At 45.4% G+C, this 20,089-nt stretch carries 15 protein-coding genes; 1 reads left to right on the top strand and 14 read right to left on the bottom strand.

Annotation, left to right across the window (positions count from 1 at the left end; all coding sequences use genetic code 11):
• The first annotated feature begins 25 nt into the window (after nucleotides 1-25).
• Nucleotides 26-1,195, top strand: a complete 1,170-nt coding sequence (locus tag DXB58_RS22115) for a clostripain-related cysteine peptidase (protein WP_233527343.1) — start codon at nucleotides 26-28, stop codon at nucleotides 1,193-1,195.
• 184 nt (nucleotides 1,196-1,379) lie between these two features.
• Here DXB58_RS22115 and DXB58_RS22110 read toward each other — a convergent pair whose 3' ends face one another.
• The 14 genes from DXB58_RS22110 to DXB58_RS22045 form a co-directional block, all read right to left on the bottom strand.
• Nucleotides 1,380-2,384, bottom strand: a complete 1,005-nt coding sequence (locus DXB58_RS22110; RefSeq protein ID WP_122138270.1) for an aldo/keto reductase — start codon at nucleotides 2,382-2,384, stop codon at nucleotides 1,380-1,382.
• Between the two features lie 86 nt (nucleotides 2,385-2,470).
• Nucleotides 2,471-3,958: an MBOAT family protein gene (locus DXB58_RS22105; RefSeq protein ID WP_122138269.1), complete on the bottom strand. Its 1,488-nt coding sequence runs from the start codon at nucleotides 3,956-3,958 to the stop codon at nucleotides 2,471-2,473.
• Nucleotides 3,945-4,862, bottom strand: coding sequence for an SGNH/GDSL hydrolase family protein (locus tag DXB58_RS22100; RefSeq protein ID WP_199488006.1), 918 nt, complete (start codon nucleotides 4,860-4,862; stop codon nucleotides 3,945-3,947). Before DXB58_RS22100 ends, DXB58_RS22105 begins: the two co-directional genes overlap by 14 nt.
• Complete coding sequence (locus DXB58_RS22095) at nucleotides 4,849-6,240, bottom strand: SGNH/GDSL hydrolase family protein (RefSeq protein ID WP_122138268.1); 1,392 nt, start codon at nucleotides 6,238-6,240, stop codon at nucleotides 4,849-4,851. Before DXB58_RS22095 ends, DXB58_RS22100 begins: the two co-directional genes overlap by 14 nt.
• Nucleotides 6,241-6,355: 115 nt before the next feature.
• Nucleotides 6,356-6,649 carry a PG0541 family transporter-associated protein gene (locus DXB58_RS22090; protein WP_004296309.1) on the bottom strand — a complete coding sequence of 98 codons (294 nt, stop codon included), beginning with the start codon at nucleotides 6,647-6,649 and terminating at the stop codon, nucleotides 6,356-6,358.
• 12 nt (nucleotides 6,650-6,661) lie between these two features.
• Nucleotides 6,662-9,820: an efflux RND transporter permease subunit gene (locus tag DXB58_RS22085; RefSeq protein ID WP_122138267.1), complete on the bottom strand. Its 3,159-nt coding sequence runs from the start codon at nucleotides 9,818-9,820 to the stop codon at nucleotides 6,662-6,664.
• A gap of 59 nt (nucleotides 9,821-9,879) precedes the next feature.
• The gene (locus tag DXB58_RS22080; RefSeq protein WP_122138266.1) at nucleotides 9,880-10,905 is read right to left on the bottom strand and encodes an efflux RND transporter periplasmic adaptor subunit; all 1,026 of its coding nucleotides are present in this window, start codon (nucleotides 10,903-10,905) and stop codon (nucleotides 9,880-9,882) included.
• Between the two features lie 33 nt (nucleotides 10,906-10,938).
• Nucleotides 10,939-12,285: a TolC family protein gene (locus tag DXB58_RS22075; RefSeq protein ID WP_004296312.1), complete on the bottom strand. Its 1,347-nt coding sequence runs from the start codon at nucleotides 12,283-12,285 to the stop codon at nucleotides 10,939-10,941.
• Nucleotides 12,286-12,340: 55 nt separating this feature from the next.
• Complete coding sequence (locus tag DXB58_RS22070) at nucleotides 12,341-12,991, bottom strand: TetR/AcrR family transcriptional regulator (protein WP_004323670.1); 651 nt, start codon at nucleotides 12,989-12,991, stop codon at nucleotides 12,341-12,343.
• A gap of 349 nt (nucleotides 12,992-13,340) precedes the next feature.
• A complete protein-coding gene (hutH, locus tag DXB58_RS22065; RefSeq protein WP_004296315.1) occupies nucleotides 13,341-14,840 on the bottom strand; it encodes a histidine ammonia-lyase in 1,500 nt (499 codons plus the stop codon).
• Nucleotides 14,837-15,466: a cyclodeaminase/cyclohydrolase family protein gene (locus tag DXB58_RS22060; RefSeq protein ID WP_122138265.1), complete on the bottom strand. Its 630-nt coding sequence runs from the start codon at nucleotides 15,464-15,466 to the stop codon at nucleotides 14,837-14,839. Before DXB58_RS22060 ends, hutH begins: the two co-directional genes overlap by 4 nt.
• 48 nt (nucleotides 15,467-15,514) lie before the next feature.
• Complete coding sequence (hutI, locus tag DXB58_RS22055; RefSeq protein WP_122138264.1) at nucleotides 15,515-16,768, bottom strand: imidazolonepropionase; 1,254 nt, start codon at nucleotides 16,766-16,768, stop codon at nucleotides 15,515-15,517.
• Between the two features lie 110 nt (nucleotides 16,769-16,878).
• Nucleotides 16,879-17,781 carry a glutamate formimidoyltransferase gene (gene ftcD, locus DXB58_RS22050; RefSeq protein WP_122138263.1) on the bottom strand — a complete coding sequence of 301 codons (903 nt, stop codon included), beginning with the start codon at nucleotides 17,779-17,781 and terminating at the stop codon, nucleotides 16,879-16,881.
• A 165-nt stretch (nucleotides 17,782-17,946) separates the two neighbouring features.
• Nucleotides 17,947-19,944 (bottom strand): urocanate hydratase, encoded by a 1,998-nt coding sequence (locus tag DXB58_RS22045; protein WP_122138262.1) that lies wholly within the window; start codon nucleotides 19,942-19,944, stop codon nucleotides 17,947-17,949.
• Between the last annotated feature and the right edge of the window lie 145 nt (nucleotides 19,945-20,089).

Below are 20,089 nucleotides of genomic sequence, written 5' to 3'. Positions count from 1 at the left end.
TCCTTTATATTAGGTGAATTATCTGTTGCACATATTATTATTTATCCGTTACCGGTTGTTTCTCTTTTGCTGCTGTTATCTGTTGTTTGCTTCATGTGACAACGAGGGTTATCTTCACCCTATTATTCCTCAGCAAGAAAAGGAAACGCAACGTATTCTCATCGCTTATCTTGCCGGAGACAACAGCCTGTCTCCAGAAATAGAACAGAAAATAGCAGCAATCACAATCGGTTTCCTGGCAACTGACTGTTCGCAAAACCGACTTTTTATCTACTGTGATCGCAAAAATGCATCACCACAATTGATGGAAATCAGTGCCCACACTGCAAATCCACGCCAATTACTGAAAACTTATACGGCACAAAATTCTGCTTCATCAAATGTAATGAAGCAGGTGCTGAATGATATATTGAACAACTATTCCGCCTCAAGCTACGGTCTTATCCTGTTTTCGCACGGGAGTGCATGGTTGCCGGCAGCTGGTTTGGAAAATCCCAGTCGCGGCACACGCAGTGTTTGCATCGACGGGGAGGATGAAATGGAACTGGCAGATTTTGCTTCTGCCCTTCCCTTACCTAATCATAGGAAATGGGATTTCATTCTTTTTGAAGGTTGCTACATGGGAAGTGTAGAAGTTGCTTATGAATTGAAAGACAAGACAGAAGCGATTATTGCTTCTCCTACGGAGATTGTCAGTCCGGGAATGACAGAGGTATATCCGTCTGCTCTGTCCTATCTTTACCAGCCAACTCCGCAACTGGAGAGATTTGCGCAATCTTACTTTGATGCATGGAACAATAAAACAGGAGATTATCGTTCGGCTACTATCAGCGTAGTGCGGACTGAATATTTAGAAGAACTTGCTCTGCTTGCCCGCGCGGCTTTTCTCCGTTGGAAACCGGACACTGAGACAATCAGTTCTTTACAATGTTTCAACCGTAACGAATGGCATCTCTTTTTCGATCTTAAAGAAACATTGCTAACAGCCAACCCGGCATTAAAAACGTACGTTAATGAGTTATGGAAGAACATTGTTACTTACTCGGCTGCCACTCCCAGTTTTCTGCCCGGACTGGCATACGGCTTTACCATACACACACATAGCGGCTTGAGCTGCTATGTGCCACAAAACGAATTCTTGTATATAAATCAAGGATACACACAAACTACATGGTGTGGGACGGTATACCAATAACTAACTCTCCGGAAAGAGTTCCGGAGTTCCCACTTTAGTTATCAGGACTGTCACCCCTAATGCCACTCCATGTTTTATTTTTGTTTGTTTGTATGCTAATGCCCTGTGCTGTGAAGCACGGGGCATTCATTTTTCACACATTTATTTTTTAACGGACCCGACTGAAATATGAATCAGGCTGAATTTATCCGGGTAAAATCTGTTCTATCTCTTTCAACTCGTCTGTCGTGAACTCCAAATGTTCCAGCGCTTTCAAATTGTCGGCCAACTGATTCACAGAACTTGCACCTACGATCACCGATGTCATTCTTTCGTCTTTCAGCACCCATGCCAAAGCCATTTCAGCCAGCGTTTGCCCACGGCGGCGGGCTATTTCATTTAATTGACGGGCAGCTTCTACCTTTTCATGCGTCACTTGAGATTGTTGAAGAAAACCCGAAGAACGGGCAGCACGGGAACCTTCCGGGATGCCGTTCAGGTATTTATCGGTCAATAATCCTTGTGCCAAAGGAGAGAAAGCTATGAAACCGGAACCGTACTCTGCTGCTAAAGGAAGTGATTCAGCCTCAACCGCACGATCGAACATACTATACCGATATTGGCTGATAAGACAGGGAACACCGGCTTTTGCCATCATCTCATAGGCAACACGGGCTTGTTCGGGAGGATATTTAGAAATTCCGATATACAATGCTTTCCCTTGCTTCACAATATCAATCAATGTCTGGATGGTTTCTTCAACTGGAGTGACTCCGTCATAACGATGACTATAAAAGATATCAAAATACTCCAAACCTGTTCGGAGGAGACTTTGGTCAATGCTCGCCATCAGATTTTTACGAGAGCTATTTCCGCCATAAGGGCCTGCCCACATGTCATGACCGGCTTTGGAAGAGATAATCATTTCATCCCGGTAGCCTTGAAAGTTCTCTTTCAAAATTCGTCCGAAATTTACTTCCGCACTTCCGGGAGCGGGACCGTAATTATTTGCCAAGTCGAAATGAGTAACACCGTGATCGAAAGCATACTTAATCATGTCGGTTGCTACATTGAAATTGTCCACACTACCGAAATTATGCCACAATCCCAAAGAGATTAGAGGTAACTGCAAGCCACTCTTGCCACAATATGTATAAGGCATCTGTTCGTAACGATCGGCTGCCGGCTGATAACTGAAAGAGTTTTCCATAAAGCAGAATGTTTATATTTTCCTTTCACAAAGAAAGGAAAAATAATCCAATTACAGCTTCAACCGGATATTAAAAAGAAGGCGGATCAGAACTGGAAATAGATAAACGGCTGAATCTCCGAACTCTTCATCTGAATAACAAGGTAAATCAAAGCTACCATCAATACTGCTTTTCCTATGAACGGTAAACGGATCACTCCCCGGCAAGCTGCATTTTCCCAACTATCGGGAGCAAAATGAAGCAGGAAGCCGAGCAACATTAATGCGAATACTTTCCAATATCCTTCAAGTAACTGTGGGAACAGTTGCGGACGGAAAGTAGTGAATATCTGTCCCAGCATATCCATTGAGTTCTGAAAATCGGCATTACGGAAGAAAATCCAGCAGAAGCAGACAAAATGGAAAGTAATAATCACTCCGAACACACGCCGCCAACCATGACTTTGTTCTCCTTTCTTACGTCCGGTGATGGTCATCCACATTTTATGTAATGCTAAAGCAACACCATGGAAGGTTCCCCAAAGAACGAAGTTCCAAGATGCGCCATGCCACAATCCACCCAGAAACATGGTAATAATAAGATTCAGATATTGCCGGAACTTACCTTTTCGGTTTCCTCCTAAAGAAATATACAGATAATCCCGCAGCCAACTGGACAAAGAGATGTGCCAACGACGCCAGAATTCGGTAATGGAGGCAGACTTATAAGGAGAATTAAAGTTGAGATTGAAATGAAAGCCCAACAATAAAGCAATACCGATAGCCATGTCACTATATCCGGAAAAGTCGCAGTAAATCTGTAAAGCATAACCATACACTCCCATCAGATTCTCAACACCCGAATAGAGAGTAGGATTATCAAAAATACGTTCTACAAAGTTGATGCTGATATAGTCGGAGATAATGGCTTTCTTGAAAAGACCGGATACGATCAGAAAGATTCCGCGGCCGAACATCTCCTGCGAAACAAAGAGAGGTTTCCGGATTTGCGGGATAAAGTCGCGGGCACGCACGATAGGTCCCGCCACCAACTGGGGGAAGAAAGATACATAGAAAGCGTAGTCCAAAAGATTCGTCAATGGCTTTATGTCCCTCCGGTAAACGTCGATGGTGTAGCTTAGCGACTGGAAAGTAAAGAAGGAGATACCGACCGGCAGGAATATATCAAGAGCGGTAAACTCTCCTCCCATCAATGATGCTATCACCCCACCCAGGAAATTGGTATATTTGAAATAGACAAGAAGTCCCAGATTGATACTCAGACTCAAAACTACTAATCCTTTACGTTTCCAATACCCCTCTGCACGATCCATTAGCTGTGCAAGAAAGAAGTCGGCAACGGTGACTATAGCAAGCAGAAAGAAGTATGTGCCGCTACTCTTGTAGTAGAAATAATAGGAAAAGAGGGTGACAAACAAGATACGGGCAGTGTATTTACGTTGTAACAACACATACACTACCATGAAAGCAGCGAACAGCCAAAGGAAGATACCGCTGCTGAATATCATCGGGGCTTGCGGATCGTAGGTAAGTACCTCTTTTAGTCTACTGAAATCTATATCAATGGGAAACATAGTCATTATATGCTTGTATAAGTGCTTGGTATAATAAATTTCCTTGCAGGATGTATCCTTCAGGTAAATAATGTACATGATCGGGACGCATCAGGTTTGCCTCCGTCCAGTTGGTGCAGGCACGACGCTTCCCTCCGACTACATCATACATATCCCACACGAGCAGGCGATGGTCTTTTGCATAACGGCGGATGGTTTCCGCTGCTGTTGCCGTACGGGGATTGATGGCATACGTGCGTCTACGCCTCCGTTGCCGGAAACTTTCATAGGAACCGGGAGGGGTAGTCAGAAGAATGGGGATGTTAGGAAGACTGTCGCGCAACAGTTTCACAAGTTCATCCATCTGATTGTAGTGCACATTTATATTATAACGCCGGTTATGGCTTTCATTGGTTCCGAAAGAGAGAATCAGCAATTCGGGTTTCAAGGCAGCGATTTCGGCAATACGATCCGGATGGGTAAATGTTAGGCAAGTAGCTCCGTTGACGCCTTTATCAATATAAGAAATGGCACCAAAGGTTTCTGCCAAACGGGCACCGGTGGTTTGGGGATAGATATGTCCACGCACGTGGCTATCGCCAATATGAACGATGCGGACTGTATCTTCGGAGAGTCCGGCACGTACCTGGCGGAGATGTTCAAAGACGGGAGCCAGCAGAGCAATGCTGTCAATAATCTCATTCCGTCCGGTTTCGCGAAAAGCAGCAGGGAAGGCTACTTGTACGTTGATCGTATCATTCGCCCAGTTCATTTCCCGTAAAGGCTTTATCCGCTTTGCAGTCTTTCCCAATGGAGAGCATACAGGCATACGGTCTTGCGCGATGGTTTCTGTAAGAAAACAAGGGACACTCAACATACCGGCGAGAATGAGAATAAAGATGGACAGCAGGTTACTCTTTCTCATAAGCACGCCTCCTGTCGTATTGTTCCTTACCATAGATCATGGTTTCATAAAGCAATCCTGCCAAATGCTTACCGCCACGGAAGTTTATATGCGTATAATCGTAGTTTGCCATAGAGGGTTTGGCATGGACGAGTTTTGCCATACTGCCCTCTCCGCCCATTGCTTCAAACATATTCCAGAATGCAATGCCGCTTTCAGCAGCAATGTTCTGCTGATAACGAATCAGATTCTTGACACCGGGCATGGTACGGAGTTCGCCGTTTTCATTTTTATAATCACGGTCGCCAACGCTCAACAACAGGATTCCCGCTTGTGGGAAACATTCTTTCAGATGCTCGATAGCTGTAATCAATCCCTTCTGGTAATTATCATAATTACGTCCCCGTTCGGTAGCTACATTCAATCCATATTCGAGGATAATCAGGTCATAAGGACGTTGGCGGTTAAACTGCTTCAACATTTGTACCGGAATACCACGCAGGGAAAGACCGGAACTACCACGCAACGAGAAGTTATCGAGAATGATTCCTTTCTTTCCATCCATTGCCAAGCCATAGAACAGGGTAGAGTCTGCACGATCTACTGTCCAACGAATAGAACCGATGCGTCCGTCCACCTGAACTTGTTGTAATTCATCAGAAGGACCTAAAGAGTAATTCTTGTTTTCTCCTTTGTTCACACGGGCAGAAAGAAGAACGGAATCTTTATTATAGAAGAAGATAGAAGCACGTTGGCAAGTATCGAGCAGGGAGGCGTATTTATTTTGTCCGCGTAGTTCTACATAAGCTCCGTTCCGGGGGACAAAATAGTGTCCGGAAATGCCTTGTTTCTTCTTATCGAAATAGATACTGTCTGTTACTGCATGGCTGGACCATCCGCCAAATGTATGCCGTACCGTAGGACGGTAACCGCTTGTCATGGAAGTGATGGTAACAAAACCTACACCGCAACCGCCGAATTGTTTCTGAAGCATTTCGCGCAAGTCGGCTGTAAATATATCCGCTTCGATAAAGGAATCTCCGAATACGGCAATGCGTACCTGTTTGTCATCAGAGTCAGTGGAAGAGACACGGTTGAGTGCTTCGTAGAAAGGAGTCATTCCCCGGAGGGTGGAATCGCTGTAATCTTCAATGCAGGTCATGCCTGCGCGGCAGGTATCTACAAAAGCCGGCTTTACAACAGGAGGCAAAGGGATGCTGTCCGAATCAGCTGCAGCAGTCTCCGATTCGGGGTAACGAAGATCGCTCAAAAGGTCTACACGCCTCATCGTGTGTCCGTCAATAGTCAATACTGGAAGCCAATGAAGCCCGAGTAAGGCTGCAAATACAATCAGTACGAACCACAACGAATATTTCAAATAATTCTTTATTATCTCCATAATGTTCCTAAAATCCAAAACGACCGCAAAGATAGACAAAAGCCACAAAAAGAAAGGAGAATCTACATTATTTATTAGATTCTCCTTTCCTTTTTATCTATCTACCGGATCGTTTTTAAATGGTCCGTTCAATGTTCCACACAAATGCGCGCAAGCCTAATTGTTGTGTTTCCAGGTCCATTTTATGCAAGGTGTCCAACAACGGATCGACTTTGCTGTCGTCTACTACTGTCAGGATAGCCGAGCACATACTTGGCCAGGCATGGCTTCCGAAATGCGGATCGCCTGTCTTCGAGCCACGTCCCTGTACTTTTTCGAGGTAGGTAAAACCACGACAACCCAAACGGTCGAGCAATGCCATGATTCGTTCGTAATAAGCCTGGTCGAATGTTATCAATACTGATTTCATATTTCTTTTCTGTTATTTCTTAATAATGCTGTCTTTATTCTCCTGGAAGTAAACATCCAATTCACGTTGACGACGAAGTTTACGACGACGGTTCTTGATTCCTGTTCCTGCAAATACACAGTACAGAGTAGGAATCAAAATCAATGTCAAGATAGTAGATACCGTCAGACCACCAATTACTGCAATCGCCATCGGACTCCACATTTCGGAACCCTGACCGCCACCGATAGCCATCGGAATCATACCGAGAACAGTGGTAGCCGTAGTCATTAATACGGGGCGAAGACGGCTCTTACCTGCTGTTACCACAGAGTTCAGCACTGCGAGTCCACGCTCTCGACAGAGGGTGATGTAGTCGATAAGTACGATACCATTCTTCACCACAATACCGATCAACATGATACCTCCCAACAAACTCATGACGCTCAATGTGCTGTTTGTGAAGAATAGTGCCATCAAAACACCGCTAAATGCAAACGGTAGGGAGAACATGATAATGAACGGATAAGTCAGTGACTCGAACTGTGCTGCCATCACGATAAATACGAGAATGACAATCAGGATAGCAAGTGTTCCCAAATCACGGAATGAATCCTGCTGGTCTTCGTACGAACCGGAAATCTGGATAGTGACTTCTCCCGGAAGATCCATTTTATCTATCACCTTATTTCCGGCAGCCACCACGTCACCCAGCGGAGCTCCGGAGATTACAGCGGAAACGGTCACGATACGTTCACGGTCTTTACGTTCGATAGTAGGAGGTGCAAAACGTTCGACTACCTTTCCGACATCTTTCACACGAACGGATTGTCCTTGCGCATTGTAAATGAGGATATTTTCCAGACTTTCAAGACTTGTACGGAATTCGGGTGCGTAACGCACTTTAATATCATATTCATCTCCGTCTTCACGATATTTAGATGCTACCGCACCATTGACACGGTTGCGCAGGTAGTTACCGGCAGTTGAAAGATTCAAACCATGCATGGCCAGTTTCTCACGGTCGAAGTCTACCTGATATTCAGGCTGGTAGTCACTACGGCTGATATTTACCTCGGTCACGCCTTTCACTTTCAACAACTCACGTTTCAGGCGGGCTGCCACACTATCGGTCATTGTCATATCGTATCCGTAAACCTCAAAGTCGGCACTTGCCTGTGCGGACATACCTGTGTTACTACCTCCGAGGATTACTTGCGCCTTACTGAATTCGGGATAGGCTTTCAAATCTTCACGCATCTCATCACAGACCGTTTCTAAAGAAACGTTACGATCGCCCGGATCTACCAAACTGATGTTAAACGAGATTATATGTGAGCCATTGTCCTGCATGGATGCCCAGGTATTGTCGGAATCAGCCTGACCGACTGTATAGTTACAGACTTTCATAATGTCTTTATACTTTGTCAGCCACTGGTTGGTCAACTTTTCAGAAAGTTCCTGCGCTATTTCTTTTCGCGTACCGATCGGAAGTTCCAACTGTACGGCAATACGGGCATTATCCTGTGCCGGGAAGAACTCTGTACCGATACCCTTTGCACACAGCAAACTGATAACAAAGAAAACGATACAGCCCACAATCACAATCGGACGATGACGCACAGCCCAGTTCAACATCTTCGCATACCAGGTATCGAGTCCGTCGAGCGCTTTCTCAATCGGAGTAAAGAAGAGCTTGAACATCTTCGACGGCTTCTTCTGTAAACGAAGCAACTGGGAACAGAGCATCGGAGTCAAGGATAGGGCGGCGACCGTAGAAATAAACATGATGGCACACATCATCCAACCCAACTGTTTGAAAAGTACACCGGACATACCGCTTACCATCGTTAACGGGAAGAACACGGCAATCATGGTCAATGTAGAAGCGATTACAGAGATTGCCACCTCATTGGTTCCGTGCACGGCTGCCTGTTTCGGATCGGAACCCCGCTCGATATGAGTCGTTACATTTTCAAGTACCACAATCGCATCATCCACCACCATACCGATAGCGATAGAAAGTGACGAAAGCGAGATGATATTAATTGTATTTCCACTAACCGCCAGGTAAATGAACGAGGCAATCAATGAAAGCGGGATGGTGATACAGATAATCAGCGTCGCACGCCAACGTCCCAGGAAGAGGAACACGACGATGACAACGAAAAGCAAGGCATAAACAACGGTTTCCGTCAAACTGTCGATGGTGTTCAAAATGTTGTCCGAAGTATCGACAATGACACCAATCTTCACGTCGCTCGGCAGGTTCTTCTGAAGCCTCGGCAGCGCGTCGGCCACTTTCTTGGAGATTTCTACCGAATTGGCTCCCGACTGTTTCTGAACTACAATCATAGCACCTTGCACCCCATTATTATAGGTTTCCTGTGCACGTTCTTCCACGGTATCGACAATACGGGCTACATCACGCAAAAAGACATTCGCCCCATTATGTGTACCCACCACTACATCTGCCAACTGACGGGAATCATCAAACTCACCTTCTACACGCAGTGCATAGGTTTCGCTACCAATATCGAAGTTACCACCGGGAATGTTCTTGTTCTCGGCTCCGATAATGGAACTGATTGTTTCGATAGTCAGATGATAGGCTTCCAGTTTGTTAGGGTCGCAATATACCTGAATCTCACGTTGCGGCGCACCACTGATAGACACGGTTCCGACTCCCGGAATACGTGCCAGCGGGTTTACCACACGGTCGTCCAATATCTTATAAAGTGCCGACTGGCTTTCATTGGCCTGTACGGAAAGTAACACGATCGGAATCATGTCCGTACTAAATTTGAAGATGATCGGATTCTCGACATCATCGGGAAGCTGTGAGCTTACCATGTCGAGTTTATCGCGCACATCATTGGTCAGCACGTCAATATCGTTACCAAACTCGAACTCCAATGTAATCAATGACATATTCTCGGAAGAACGGGAGGTAATATGTTTCAGGTTACTCACCGCATTCAATGTATTTTCGAGCGGACGAGTCACATTATTTTCTATATCCGAGGCACTTGCGCCGGGATAAGCGGTCATCACCATGATTGTATTCGTGTCAATATCCGGATACAAGTCGATAGGTAACTTGGACAAAGAGAAAAGACCAAAAATCACCACTGCCAGGAAGCAGAGGGAGGTCATAATCGGTTTCTTAACCGCACCTTCGTATAAACTCATGTTGTTTTATAAATCTGGTTAATTAATTAAAGCATTAGGTGAAAGGTAGTTTGCACCTTCTATTTAGAAGAAGCTTCTACCTCTACTTCCATACCGTTCACCAAACGCGACTGTCCGGCAACTACAACCTGTGAATTATCAGGTACACCGGATTTTAACTCGTACTCTGTACCCATGCGTCTACCTAATTCGACTTTATTATAAGACACTTTGCCGTCTTTATAAACGAATACATAACGATCACCTGAACCTGCCTGCTTAACGATTGCCAAATCGGGAACAACAACGTTTTCTGCCGTTCTGAAGTTTAATGTGGCACGGGCAAACATGCCCGGACGTACGCGCTGGTCTTTATTGTCCAGTCTGATCTCTACCTGGAATGTACGGGTAGTAGCATCTATAGTCGGGTAAATCAGGTTGATGGTTCCTGTAAAGACTTCATCACCATATACATCGAGTTTCACGTCGACAGGCGTACCTTTCTTCACTTTCGTAAAGTAGGTTTCGGACACATTAATCAGGAGTTTCACGGGAGTGATCTGCTCTACTACCAGAACCGGTTCTCCACCACTGTACATATCGCCGTTATCATAGTTGCGTGCAGTCACTACACCATTGATAGGGCTTTGCAAAGAGGTATTCTCCAGCAAATTCTTATAAGCGGTTTTCTTCACATCGAGTTGCATCTTCGAAGCATCCCATTCTGATTTGGACGCACCGCCCACTTTATATAGTTCGTCGATACGGCTGAACTCTATTTCCTGATTGTCGAGTTGCAACTTCGTCTGTTTCAGATTGGCTGCATCCATCTGCACAAGTTTCTGTCCTTTGGATACGCGGTCGCCCACTTCTACGAAAATCTGATCGATACGTACGGGAGACGAAGGCGCAATATTATTCTTTACTTCGGCTTCCACCGTTGCTGTGTAATCCTGTATTTGATCTACGGGGCGGGCTTTTACGTCTGCCAGCTTCACAATAGGCTTTGCGTCCACATGTTCCGCAGCAGCTTTGTCTTTTCCACCTGTACATGAGCCCATAAACACAGTTAACAGCAGGGCTACCAATTGGATACTTCTTTTCATATTCCTTACTTGTAATTTTTTAGTTGTCTATCTTTATTCTTTTCCCAGAACCTGATCGAGGTCTGCCTTAGCAACCAGGTAATCGTATATGGACTGATTGTAGGTGAGTTGCGCCTGTGTCAGTGACACTTGGGAACTGTTCAGTTCGAGCACCGTGCCCTTACCTACATCATAACGTTTTTCGGCAATCACCACCGCTTTCTTTGCCTGCATCACATTTTCCTTGTTGCTGACTACCTGCTCTGTGCTGGCACTCATATTATTGCGACAACTGACAATCTGCATATTCAACTGTCTTTCCGTATCGATACGATTCCAATCGAGCTGGCGCATCTGGATACGGGCAGATTTCACTTTCGTAAAATTGCTTGCCTTATATAAAGGTATGCTGATATTGAACATCAGGCTGGAACTGTTGCTCCAGTTATAATCGAAGAAATTGATATTCGGATTATACAATGACTGATATTGATAGGAGAAGCTCATGGAAAGAGTCGGCATAAAGTTCGTCTTTAAAGACTTTACATTCTTTTCGAGCAACTTCATGTTCAAGTCCAACTGCTTCATGGTGGTATTGTTGTTCAGATTCACATTCTCTTCTTTCAACTGATTGGCAAACATGGTCGTCTCATAGTTGGTCAGATTATCATTAATCTTTATCTCCACATCGGCAGTGATGCCCATCAGAACTTTTAACTGTAATTTAGCCAAAGTCACCGCATTGGCTGCCGCAATCAGGTTCGGCTTAATGCTGCGCATCTGTACTTCCGCACTGATCTTGTCATATTCGCTCACAGTTCCCTGCTGATATTTGGCATTCACTACATTGTAATTATCTTCTGCCAGTTTATAGCTGCCTTGAAGCACTTCATAGCTATCCTGTGCAAGCATTAACTGATAATAAGCCTTGCTTACCTGATTCACCAGATCCAGTTTGGAAGCACGTGACTTCTCTACTGCCAGTTCAATGTCCGTCTTTGTCATCGACATAGCACGGTAAACACCCGGCACAAAGAGTGGCAGGTTAATACTCAACCCGGCATTGGCTGTGTTCGAACCGTCTTGCCCCATCTTGAACGACATATCGTTCAATTTCATTTCAGCCGCTTTAATTGTATGGTCTAAGGAACCGGCAATGCTGGCCTCCGGCAACAGACTTTGCCAGGCTTCCTTGCTGGCAACTTTCTTTAAGGCGATTTCTTCCGCTGCCACTTTCATTGTCGGATTCTCATCCAATGCAATTTCCAAGGCTTTGTCTAAGGTTAAGGTTAGGGTATTCTTCTCCGTCTGCGTGTCCTGCGCCTTTGCAAAACCAAATGCACAGAATGCCACAGCTACCAGAAGGATCTTCCGACCTGTCAATCTTTTCATCTTGTTCATAAACTGAATTTCTAATTTAATCTTAATTGTTTGTCAATAGAACCTCACTTTTACTCTAGTCTTCGATACGGTTCTTGCGATATTCTTGTATAAAGTCTTCCAGTACCCTTGCTCCTTTTTCGGTGGAGATACCGCGTATATAAGTAAACATGATGGATTCGTATACTTCAATGAAAGGGTATTCATTACAGATGTCCGTATTCAAAAGCACATCAAATTGCTCACGTACCAGCAAATTGACAATAGCGAAGTTTACATCCGAACGAAAGATGCCCTGCTCTACTCCTGTTTTGAAGAAGGACATGGTTTTCATCGAATCGCTGTCCTGCCGATTCTTCATCATCTCATATACTTTGGGATATTTCTTAATGTCTTCAAAAAAGCGTTTGTTCGTCTGATGAAACATCTCAATGCTTTTCTGAAAGACTGCAAGTATCACTTCCAACACATTGTGCGACTGTTCAAAGACTTTCTGCAAATACTTGTCTCTGTCTGCCTGTGCCTTCAGTATGCATTCTTTCAACAACGATTCTTTATCCGAAAAGACTTCGTAGAGCGTACGTTTGGAAATTCCTAATGCTGCTGCAATGTCATCCATTGTAATACTCTTGATGCCTTTCGAAGTAAAAGCTTCTGTTGCCGCCGTTATGATCCGTTCTCTTAACTCTACCCGTTGGGAAGCGTCCTTTCCATGCTCTGTCATCATCCGTTTTTCTATTTTATTAAAATGCAGTTTTCGTTTTCTCTTCATTTCCAAAGGAAAAACGGAACAAAGATATACAGAAAACTCAATTAACAAATTAAGTTTCCAGCTATTTATAGTCCATTTGGGATTTATTATCATTCAATAGAGTGAAATGAAAACAAGTGTTAATAGGAAATTTGGAACAAACACAAAGGAAAGGTAAAAGGAGGGAATATAGGAAGTAAAGTTTTATCGCTAATAGAAGAGATGGGAGCCAATAAATGCCGGATAAATATCGATAAGAATCGACACTTACCCGGCAATAACAGTCACCATTATTAACGAAAAGCGAAAAAGGGTCAATTTATTGTCAGTATTCAATCTGTGTCCTCTTCAGGAAGGCGACTGTTTTATGTATTTCCTTGTACATCACGATGTCATCTTTTACAAAAGGCACTTCTTTCCGATAGGCATGGAGGAAACGCTCAAGAACGGGAGAGGTTTTCTGCGGGCGGCGGAAGTCGATGCCTTGTGCGGCGTTCATCAGTTCGATGGCAAGGATATGTTCCAGGTTGTCCATCACTTTATAGAGTTTGGTGGCGGCATTGGCACCCATGCTTACATGGTCTTCCTGTCCGTTGGAGGAGACGATGGAGTCGCTCGAAGCTGCATAGCAGTACATTTTATTCTGGCTGACCATGGAGGCGGCGGCATACTGGGGAATCATGAAGCCGGAGTTCAGACCGGGGTTGGCTACGAGAAATTCAGGTAGTCCACGGAGTCCCATAATCAGTTGGGAGACACGGCGTTCGGAGATATTTCCCAATTCGGCCAGGGCGATGGCGAGGAAGTCATAAGAGATGGCAAGCGGTTGCCCGTGAAAGTTTCCGCCGGAGATGATCCGGTCTTCATCGGGGAAGATGGTGGGGTTGTCCGTGACGGAATTGATTTCGGTCAGCAGTACGGAGGCAACGTAGCGGATGGCATCTTTGGTGGCGCCATGTACTTGCGGGATGCAGCGGAAGGAATAGGGATCTTGCACATGTTCCTTGTGGCGTTCGATTAGTTCGCTGCCTGCCAGTAGTTTGCGGAAGGCTTCGCCTGTCTCAATCTGTCCCTGATGGGGACGGATTTGCTGGATGCAGTCCATAAACGGGTCGATACGGCCGTCAAAGGCTTCGAGGGAAAGGGCGGCTATCAGGTCGGCCTTTTTCGAGAGGCGGAAGGCTTTGAGCATAGCAAACACACCGTTGGCACTCATAAATTGGGTGCCGTTCAGCAGGGCTAGTCCTTCTTTGCTCATTAGTTTGACCGGTTCCCAGCCAAATTCGTCGAGTACGCTGATGGCTTCGCACTTTTTTCCTTTATAGTAGACATCACCGACACCTATCAGAGGAAGGAAAAGATTGGCGAGCGGTGCCAGGTCGCCGGAGGCTCCAAGGGAACCGCGGTCGTAGACGATAGGCATGACGTCATTATTGAAGAAATCGAGGATGCGCTGCACGGTGATAACTTGTACGCCGCTATGTCCTAATGAAAGGGCATGGGCTTTGAGAAGCATCATCAGTTTGATGATGACAGGGCGAATTTCTTCGCCTACGCTGCAAGCATGGCTTTTTATCAGGTTTTCTTGAAGGGTCCCCAGTTCATCGGGAGATATATTTTTAGTGCATAGAGAGCCGAAACCTGTTGTTATGCCGTATAACGGTTCTTCGGAAGAAGCTATTTTTTGGTCGAGGTAGTCGCGACATTTCTGGATGCGCAACTTGGCTTCGGGAGCTAGTTCGAGTTTCAGGTTTTCGTTTATAATCCGTTCGATGATTTCGAAGGTCAGTGCTCCGGAACCGATATGGTATACATTCTTACTCATACGCGCAGGTCTTGATTTACGGCATCCAACAATTCTTTTTCTTTCTGGCAAGCGGTTTGCTCGATGGCATCGGCTTCGGTTTGCAGTTGGAGGACAAAATCTCTGTCTTTGAGCGAACCGAGGTTGATACGGACATTCAGCAAGGCTCCCAATACGGCGGTACGGGCGGACATCATTGCTACACAGGCATCTGTGACGGCATTCCGGTTGCCGAGGCGGGCAACATCGGCTATAATGGACATCATATCCAGTGCTTTGCGGGCTACTTCCAACGGAACGAGGGCGGCTTGTTTGGTTGCCTTCTGGATAGCGGTACTTCGGGCGGCTTTCTCTTCGTCGGTTGTTTTTGGTAGTTTAAAACAGGCAAATACTTCGTTGTAGGCAGCCGAATCTTTGTCAATAAGTGCCATAAATTCGTCCAGCAAACGGAGGGTGATGGTTTGTGCGTGCTGCATTACTTCTTCACTGACTTCGTATCCTTTTTTTCCTACGGTCAGCCGTGCCACCATCGTGGAAAGGGAGGAAGCCAGCGCTCCATTCAAAGCGGCAATACTACCACCGCCGGGCACAGGGTCACTGCAAGCTACTTTATCTAAGAAATCTTTTACGGTTAAATCTGCTAACATGGTATTCTATTTTTTTTAAGTGATTAATGAATGAGAGTTTTTCAACTATTAAGTGACGGGATAAAGTATGCCGCCTTTAATAGTCATAATTACGCAATTCATGCCTATATAGTAAGGTAGAATATGATAGTTGTCGGAATTGAGGATGATGAAATCGCCTTGTTTGCCTACTTCAATGCTTCCAATCCGGTCGGCTCGTTGAAGAGCGGCGGCTCCGTTCAGGGTGAGAGCGGTGATGGTTTCTTCGATGCTCATTTGCATATAGATGCAGGCCAGAGCAATGGTCAGCGGGATGGAACCGGAGAAACAACTGCCGGGATTCAGGTCGGTGGCAAGTGCCACAGCACAACCGGCGTCAATCATTTCACGACCTCGCGCATAGGGTTCTTTCAAGGCGAAAGCTGTCAGAGGTAACAGCGTAGCTACTACTCCGGCATCGGCCATTGCACGGATGCCGGCATCGGAAGCGTGCAGGAGATGGTCGGCAGATAGTGCTCCGAGTTCGGCGGCCAGTTCGGCACCGCCGAGAGAGACGATTTCGTCGGCATGAAGTTTCAACAAGAAACCGTGCTCTTTGGCCGCCTGAAGCAGGCGACGGGATTGTTCGACAGAGAAAACGCCTTGTTCGCAAAAGACATCACAACATTCTGCCCACTTACCGGAATGGATAAGGGGAAGCATTTCACGAATCAGGAAATCGATGTATTCGTCGCTTCTCCCTGCATATTCTTCGGGAAGGGCGTGGGCGCCGAGGAAAGTGGAGACTATATCGACGCGTTTATGCTCGGCGTTATTCAGGCTGCGCATTACTTTTAGTTGTAGTAATTCTGTGTCCCGGTCCAGGCCGTAGCCACTTTTACCTTCTACGGTGGTTACTCCCATGGTGCTCATCTTCTTCAGGAAGCTCTCGGCGGCTGAACGAAGTTTAAGGTAGTTCATTTGCCGGGTGGCTTTTACGGTACTTGCAATTCCCCCTCCCCGCTCCATGATTGACATATAACTTTCGCCTTTCAGACGCCAGGAGAATTCTTCGGAACGTTCTCCGCCAAATACAAAATGGGTATGGGAGTCGACAAAACCGGGTAAAAGGCAATGTCCGCGAGCGTTATAATGCCAATAGTGCTGGTAGTAACCATCCCGGTCTTCACCACGGTTTTCACCAACGTAGGTAATGATTCCTTTGGTCACTTCCACGGTTCCGTTTTCTATGATTTGCAGTTGAGACATTTCCTCTCCTTTACGGGCGGAAAAGCCGATGGGGGTTACGATACGGGCGTTAAATATGATTAGGTTTTCACTCATAAATAGTTCATCATAATTAGTTCATATAATAAATGGAGATATGAATGGCACGTTCTTTTAGAATGATGTTTGCCATAAAGCAATTGTGATTCATTCTATTTTCTTATTGTCTATTCCATGATACGAGCTTCGAGAACTTGCTGCATGGTAAAGTTTTCGAGTCCGAGATAGTAGGAAGCGGTATCAATCAGAGCTTCCATCGGTACAAGACCGATTATTTCGCTACCTACAATCGTAACGCCGTAACGACGGGCTTCGATACGTACTAATTCGAAGGCACGGTAGAGTGCGGTACGGGTATAGTCGGTCATGTTAATGGACACTTGGGTAATGTTTCGCTCTTTCAGTTCCACTCCCATTGCTTTTACATAACGAAGTCCTCCATTGATATGGCGGATATTTTTCGCTATCTTAGTTGCTATCTCCAGATTATCTGTACTTAGATTAATATTGTAAGCTACAAGTGGCATACGGGCTCCGATTGCTACGGTACCTGCGGTCGGATGCCGTTCAGCAAGTCCGAAGTCAGGTTGCCATTCGGGTAGTTTGATCTTTTCGGCCATTCCTTCAAATTCGCCTTTACGAATGGAGGCGAGATTTTCCCGGTGTGGTGCAGTAGCGGACTTTTCATACAGGAAGACGGGAAGATTATATAGCTCCGCCACTTTTGCTGCCACTTTCTTGGAGAGTTCGATGGCTTCTTCCATACTGGTGTTCTTAATCGGGATGAAAGGGATCACATCTACCGCTCCCATGCGAGGATGTTGCCCGGTGTGCTGATTCAGGTCGATCAAACGGACAGCTACACCGACGGCTTCAACTACTGCTTCACACAGAGCTTCCGGCTCTCCCACAAGTGTAACGACCAGACGGTTATGGTCTTCATCATTACTATAATCAAGCAGTTTTACTCCGGCTTTACCACGGAAAGGGGCTACTATCTGATCTATTTTCTCCAAATCACGTCCCTCGCTAAAATTGGGGACGCATTCAATAATCTTATTCCAACTCATATCAAATATCTATTATTATAGAGGTTATACTTTACTGAATAACTATATGTTTTACATCAAATAGCTACATGGTTTATCCGAAATAACTACATGTTTAAACTGTTCCATATATTGTGGGAATTTATCCCCTCATATTATGAGAATGTTTTCTTTTATATTGTGAGACTACTTTCCCACAATAGATGGAACTATCTTCTTTATTAATTCTTCGTCCGCCACATACGGCATTGTTATCTGATAATCTCCAGCATGGGACTCATTAAATGCTTCACTTGTCTCCATCGCATGCGGATTACGCGCCCACGAACGGCGGGCTACTCCTCCCATTACGTCCCAAAGCATTGCCGAACGGAGTATTTCATCTACCCGTTCGCTACCGTCGCATACCATACCAAAACCGCCATTGATTGCTTTGCCAATGCCGACGCCGCCCCCATTGTGTAAGGCTACCAGACTCATTCCACGGGCACAATTTCCGGCAAAACATTGCACAGCCATATCTGCCATCACATTACTTCCGTCTTTGATATTTGACGTCTCCCGGAAAGGAGAATCCGTACCGCTGACATCGTGGTGGTCTCGTCCCAGCATAATAGGGCCTACTTCACCCCGACGAACCATCTCATTGAAACGGAGGGCTATCTTCATTCTTCCAACTGCATCCTGATAAAGAATACGTGCCTGTGTACCCACCACGAGTTGATTCTTTTCTGCATCCCGTATCCAATTATAGTTGTCCAGATCCTGACCGCGCCGATTGACGTCGATACACTCCATAGCCGCATGGTCTGTTTTTATCAGATCTTCGTGTTTACCACTCAAGCAGACCCACCTGAACGGACCGTAGCCGTAATCAAAGAGTTGGGGTCCCATAATATCTTCGACATAACTCGGCCAGATAAATCCGTCTTTTTCATCAACACCATTATAGGAGATTTTTTTTACTCCGGCATCGTATATGGCTTTCATGAAAGAGTTTCCATAATCAAAGAAATAAGTTCCGCGGGCTACCAATTTCTTGATGACCTCGAAATGACGGTGCAAAGATATGTCTACCAAGTGACGGAATTCCTCCGGCGATTCGTGAAGAAGGCGTGTGCGTTCCTCGAAAGTCAGTCCGACAGGGCAGTATCCGCCTTCGTAAACGGCGTGACAGGAGGTTTGATCGGATAATAGTTCGATCAAAATCTTTTCGCGCTCGGCATACTCAAGCAGGTCTACTATATTTCCATGGTAGGCAATGGAACAAGGTTCACGGCGTCGCATTGCTTCAGCTGCCATCCGGTATGCTTCTATGATATCCGCAGTCACATGCCCCACCCATCCTTGGCGATAGCGTGTTTCAATGCGTGAACGATCTACTTCGGCTATGATGGAGACTGCTCCTGCTATTTCGGCTGCTTTAGGTTGTGCACCACTCATTCCTCCCAAACCGGAAGAAATAAATAAGTGTCCCCGCAAATCTTGGTCTTGTGGAATGCCGAGTTTTAATCGCCCGGCATTCAGAAGGGTGTTGAAAGTGCCATGCACAATGCCTTGAGGACCGATATACATCCAACCACCAGCTGTCATCTGTCCGTAATTGGCAACTCCCATCTGGGCGGCAATATGCCAATCATGTTGATTGTCGAATTGTCCGATCATCATCGAATTGGTAATTATAACGCGAGGAGCATCGGGACGGGAGCGGAAAAGCCCCAATGGATGTCCGGATTCAATAACCAGTGTTTGTTCCTGGGTAAGTTCTTCCAGATATTGCTTAATCAGTCGATATTGCATCCAATTTTGGCAAACTTGCCCGGTTTCACCATAAGTAACAAGCTCATAGGGATATAAGGCTATATCGAAACAAAGGTTATTGTCAATCATTACCTGAAAGGCCTTGCCTTCAATACATTGTCCCTGATATTCATCAATCGGCTTTGCTTTCAAGTCTCCGGCAGGGCGGAAACGATATCCGTAAATCCGCCCGCGAGTGCGTAGTTCTTCCATAAATTCAGGAGCCAGTTGTTCGTGCCACTCGGAGGGAATATAACGCAAAGCGTTTTTTAATGCTGTGACGGTCTGCGCCGGGGTAAGTGTATAACCACGGTCGGGAGCTCTCCGGATACCTTCTACAAAATCCGGATAAGGAGGTAGCGTGTTGCCAAGAGTTATTCTCATAATAAACAGAATTAAGGATTACAAACTGTAAGCAATACAGTCTTATAACTCTTCGCAATATAGAAAAAAAGAAGATAAAAGACAAGAAAAATAACAGATTTATTATCAGAAAGGCATTATTACATTTGCTGTTCAATAGAATGGT

This window comes from Bacteroides sp. OM05-10AA (assembly GCF_003439055.1).
GTDB classification, from domain to species: domain Bacteria; phylum Bacteroidota; class Bacteroidia; order Bacteroidales; family Bacteroidaceae; genus Bacteroides; species Bacteroides intestinigallinarum.
Note: the sequence above shows the minus strand (reverse complement) of the source record. Positions and strands in the feature narration are given on the sequence as shown.

Bases quoted from the DNA above. Each gene is read 5' to 3' on its own strand.
- DXB58_RS22090 (WP_004296309.1), bottom strand. From the start codon at position 6,649: ATGAAATCAGTATTGATAACATTCGACCAGGCTTATTACGAACGAATC.
- hutH (WP_004296315.1), bottom strand. From the start codon at position 14,840: ATGAGTAAGAATGTATACCATATCGGTTCCGGAGCACTGACCTTCGAA.
- ftcD (WP_122138263.1), bottom strand. From the start codon at position 17,781: ATGAGTTGGAATAAGATTATTGAATGCGTCCCCAATTTTAGCGAGGGA.
- DXB58_RS22045 (WP_122138262.1), bottom strand. From the start codon at position 19,944: ATGAGAATAACTCTTGGCAACACGCTACCTCCTTATCCGGATTTTGTA.
- DXB58_RS22075 (WP_004296312.1), bottom strand. From the start codon at position 12,285: ATGAACAAGATGAAAAGATTGACAGGTCGGAAGATCCTTCTGGTAGCT.
- DXB58_RS22095 (WP_122138268.1), bottom strand. From the start codon at position 6,240: ATGGAGATAATAAAGAATTATTTGAAATATTCGTTGTGGTTCGTACTG.
- DXB58_RS22110 (WP_122138270.1), bottom strand. From the start codon at position 2,384: ATGGAAAACTCTTTCAGTTATCAGCCGGCAGCCGATCGTTACGAACAG.
- DXB58_RS22080 (WP_122138266.1), bottom strand. From the start codon at position 10,905: ATGAAAAGAAGTATCCAATTGGTAGCCCTGCTGTTAACTGTGTTTATG.
- DXB58_RS22105 (WP_122138269.1), bottom strand. From the start codon at position 3,958: ATGTTTCCCATTGATATAGATTTCAGTAGACTAAAAGAGGTACTTACC.
- DXB58_RS22070 (WP_004323670.1), bottom strand. From the start codon at position 12,991: ATGATGACAGAGCATGGAAAGGACGCTTCCCAACGGGTAGAGTTAAGA.
- DXB58_RS22060 (WP_122138265.1), bottom strand. From the start codon at position 15,466: ATGTTAGCAGATTTAACCGTAAAAGATTTCTTAGATAAAGTAGCTTGC.
- DXB58_RS22085 (WP_122138267.1), bottom strand. From the start codon at position 9,820: ATGAGTTTATACGAAGGTGCGGTTAAGAAACCGATTATGACCTCCCTC.
- DXB58_RS22100 (WP_199488006.1), bottom strand. From the start codon at position 4,862: ATGAGAAAGAGTAACCTGCTGTCCATCTTTATTCTCATTCTCGCCGGT.
- hutI (WP_122138264.1), bottom strand. From the start codon at position 16,768: ATGAGTGAAAACCTAATCATATTTAACGCCCGTATCGTAACCCCCATC.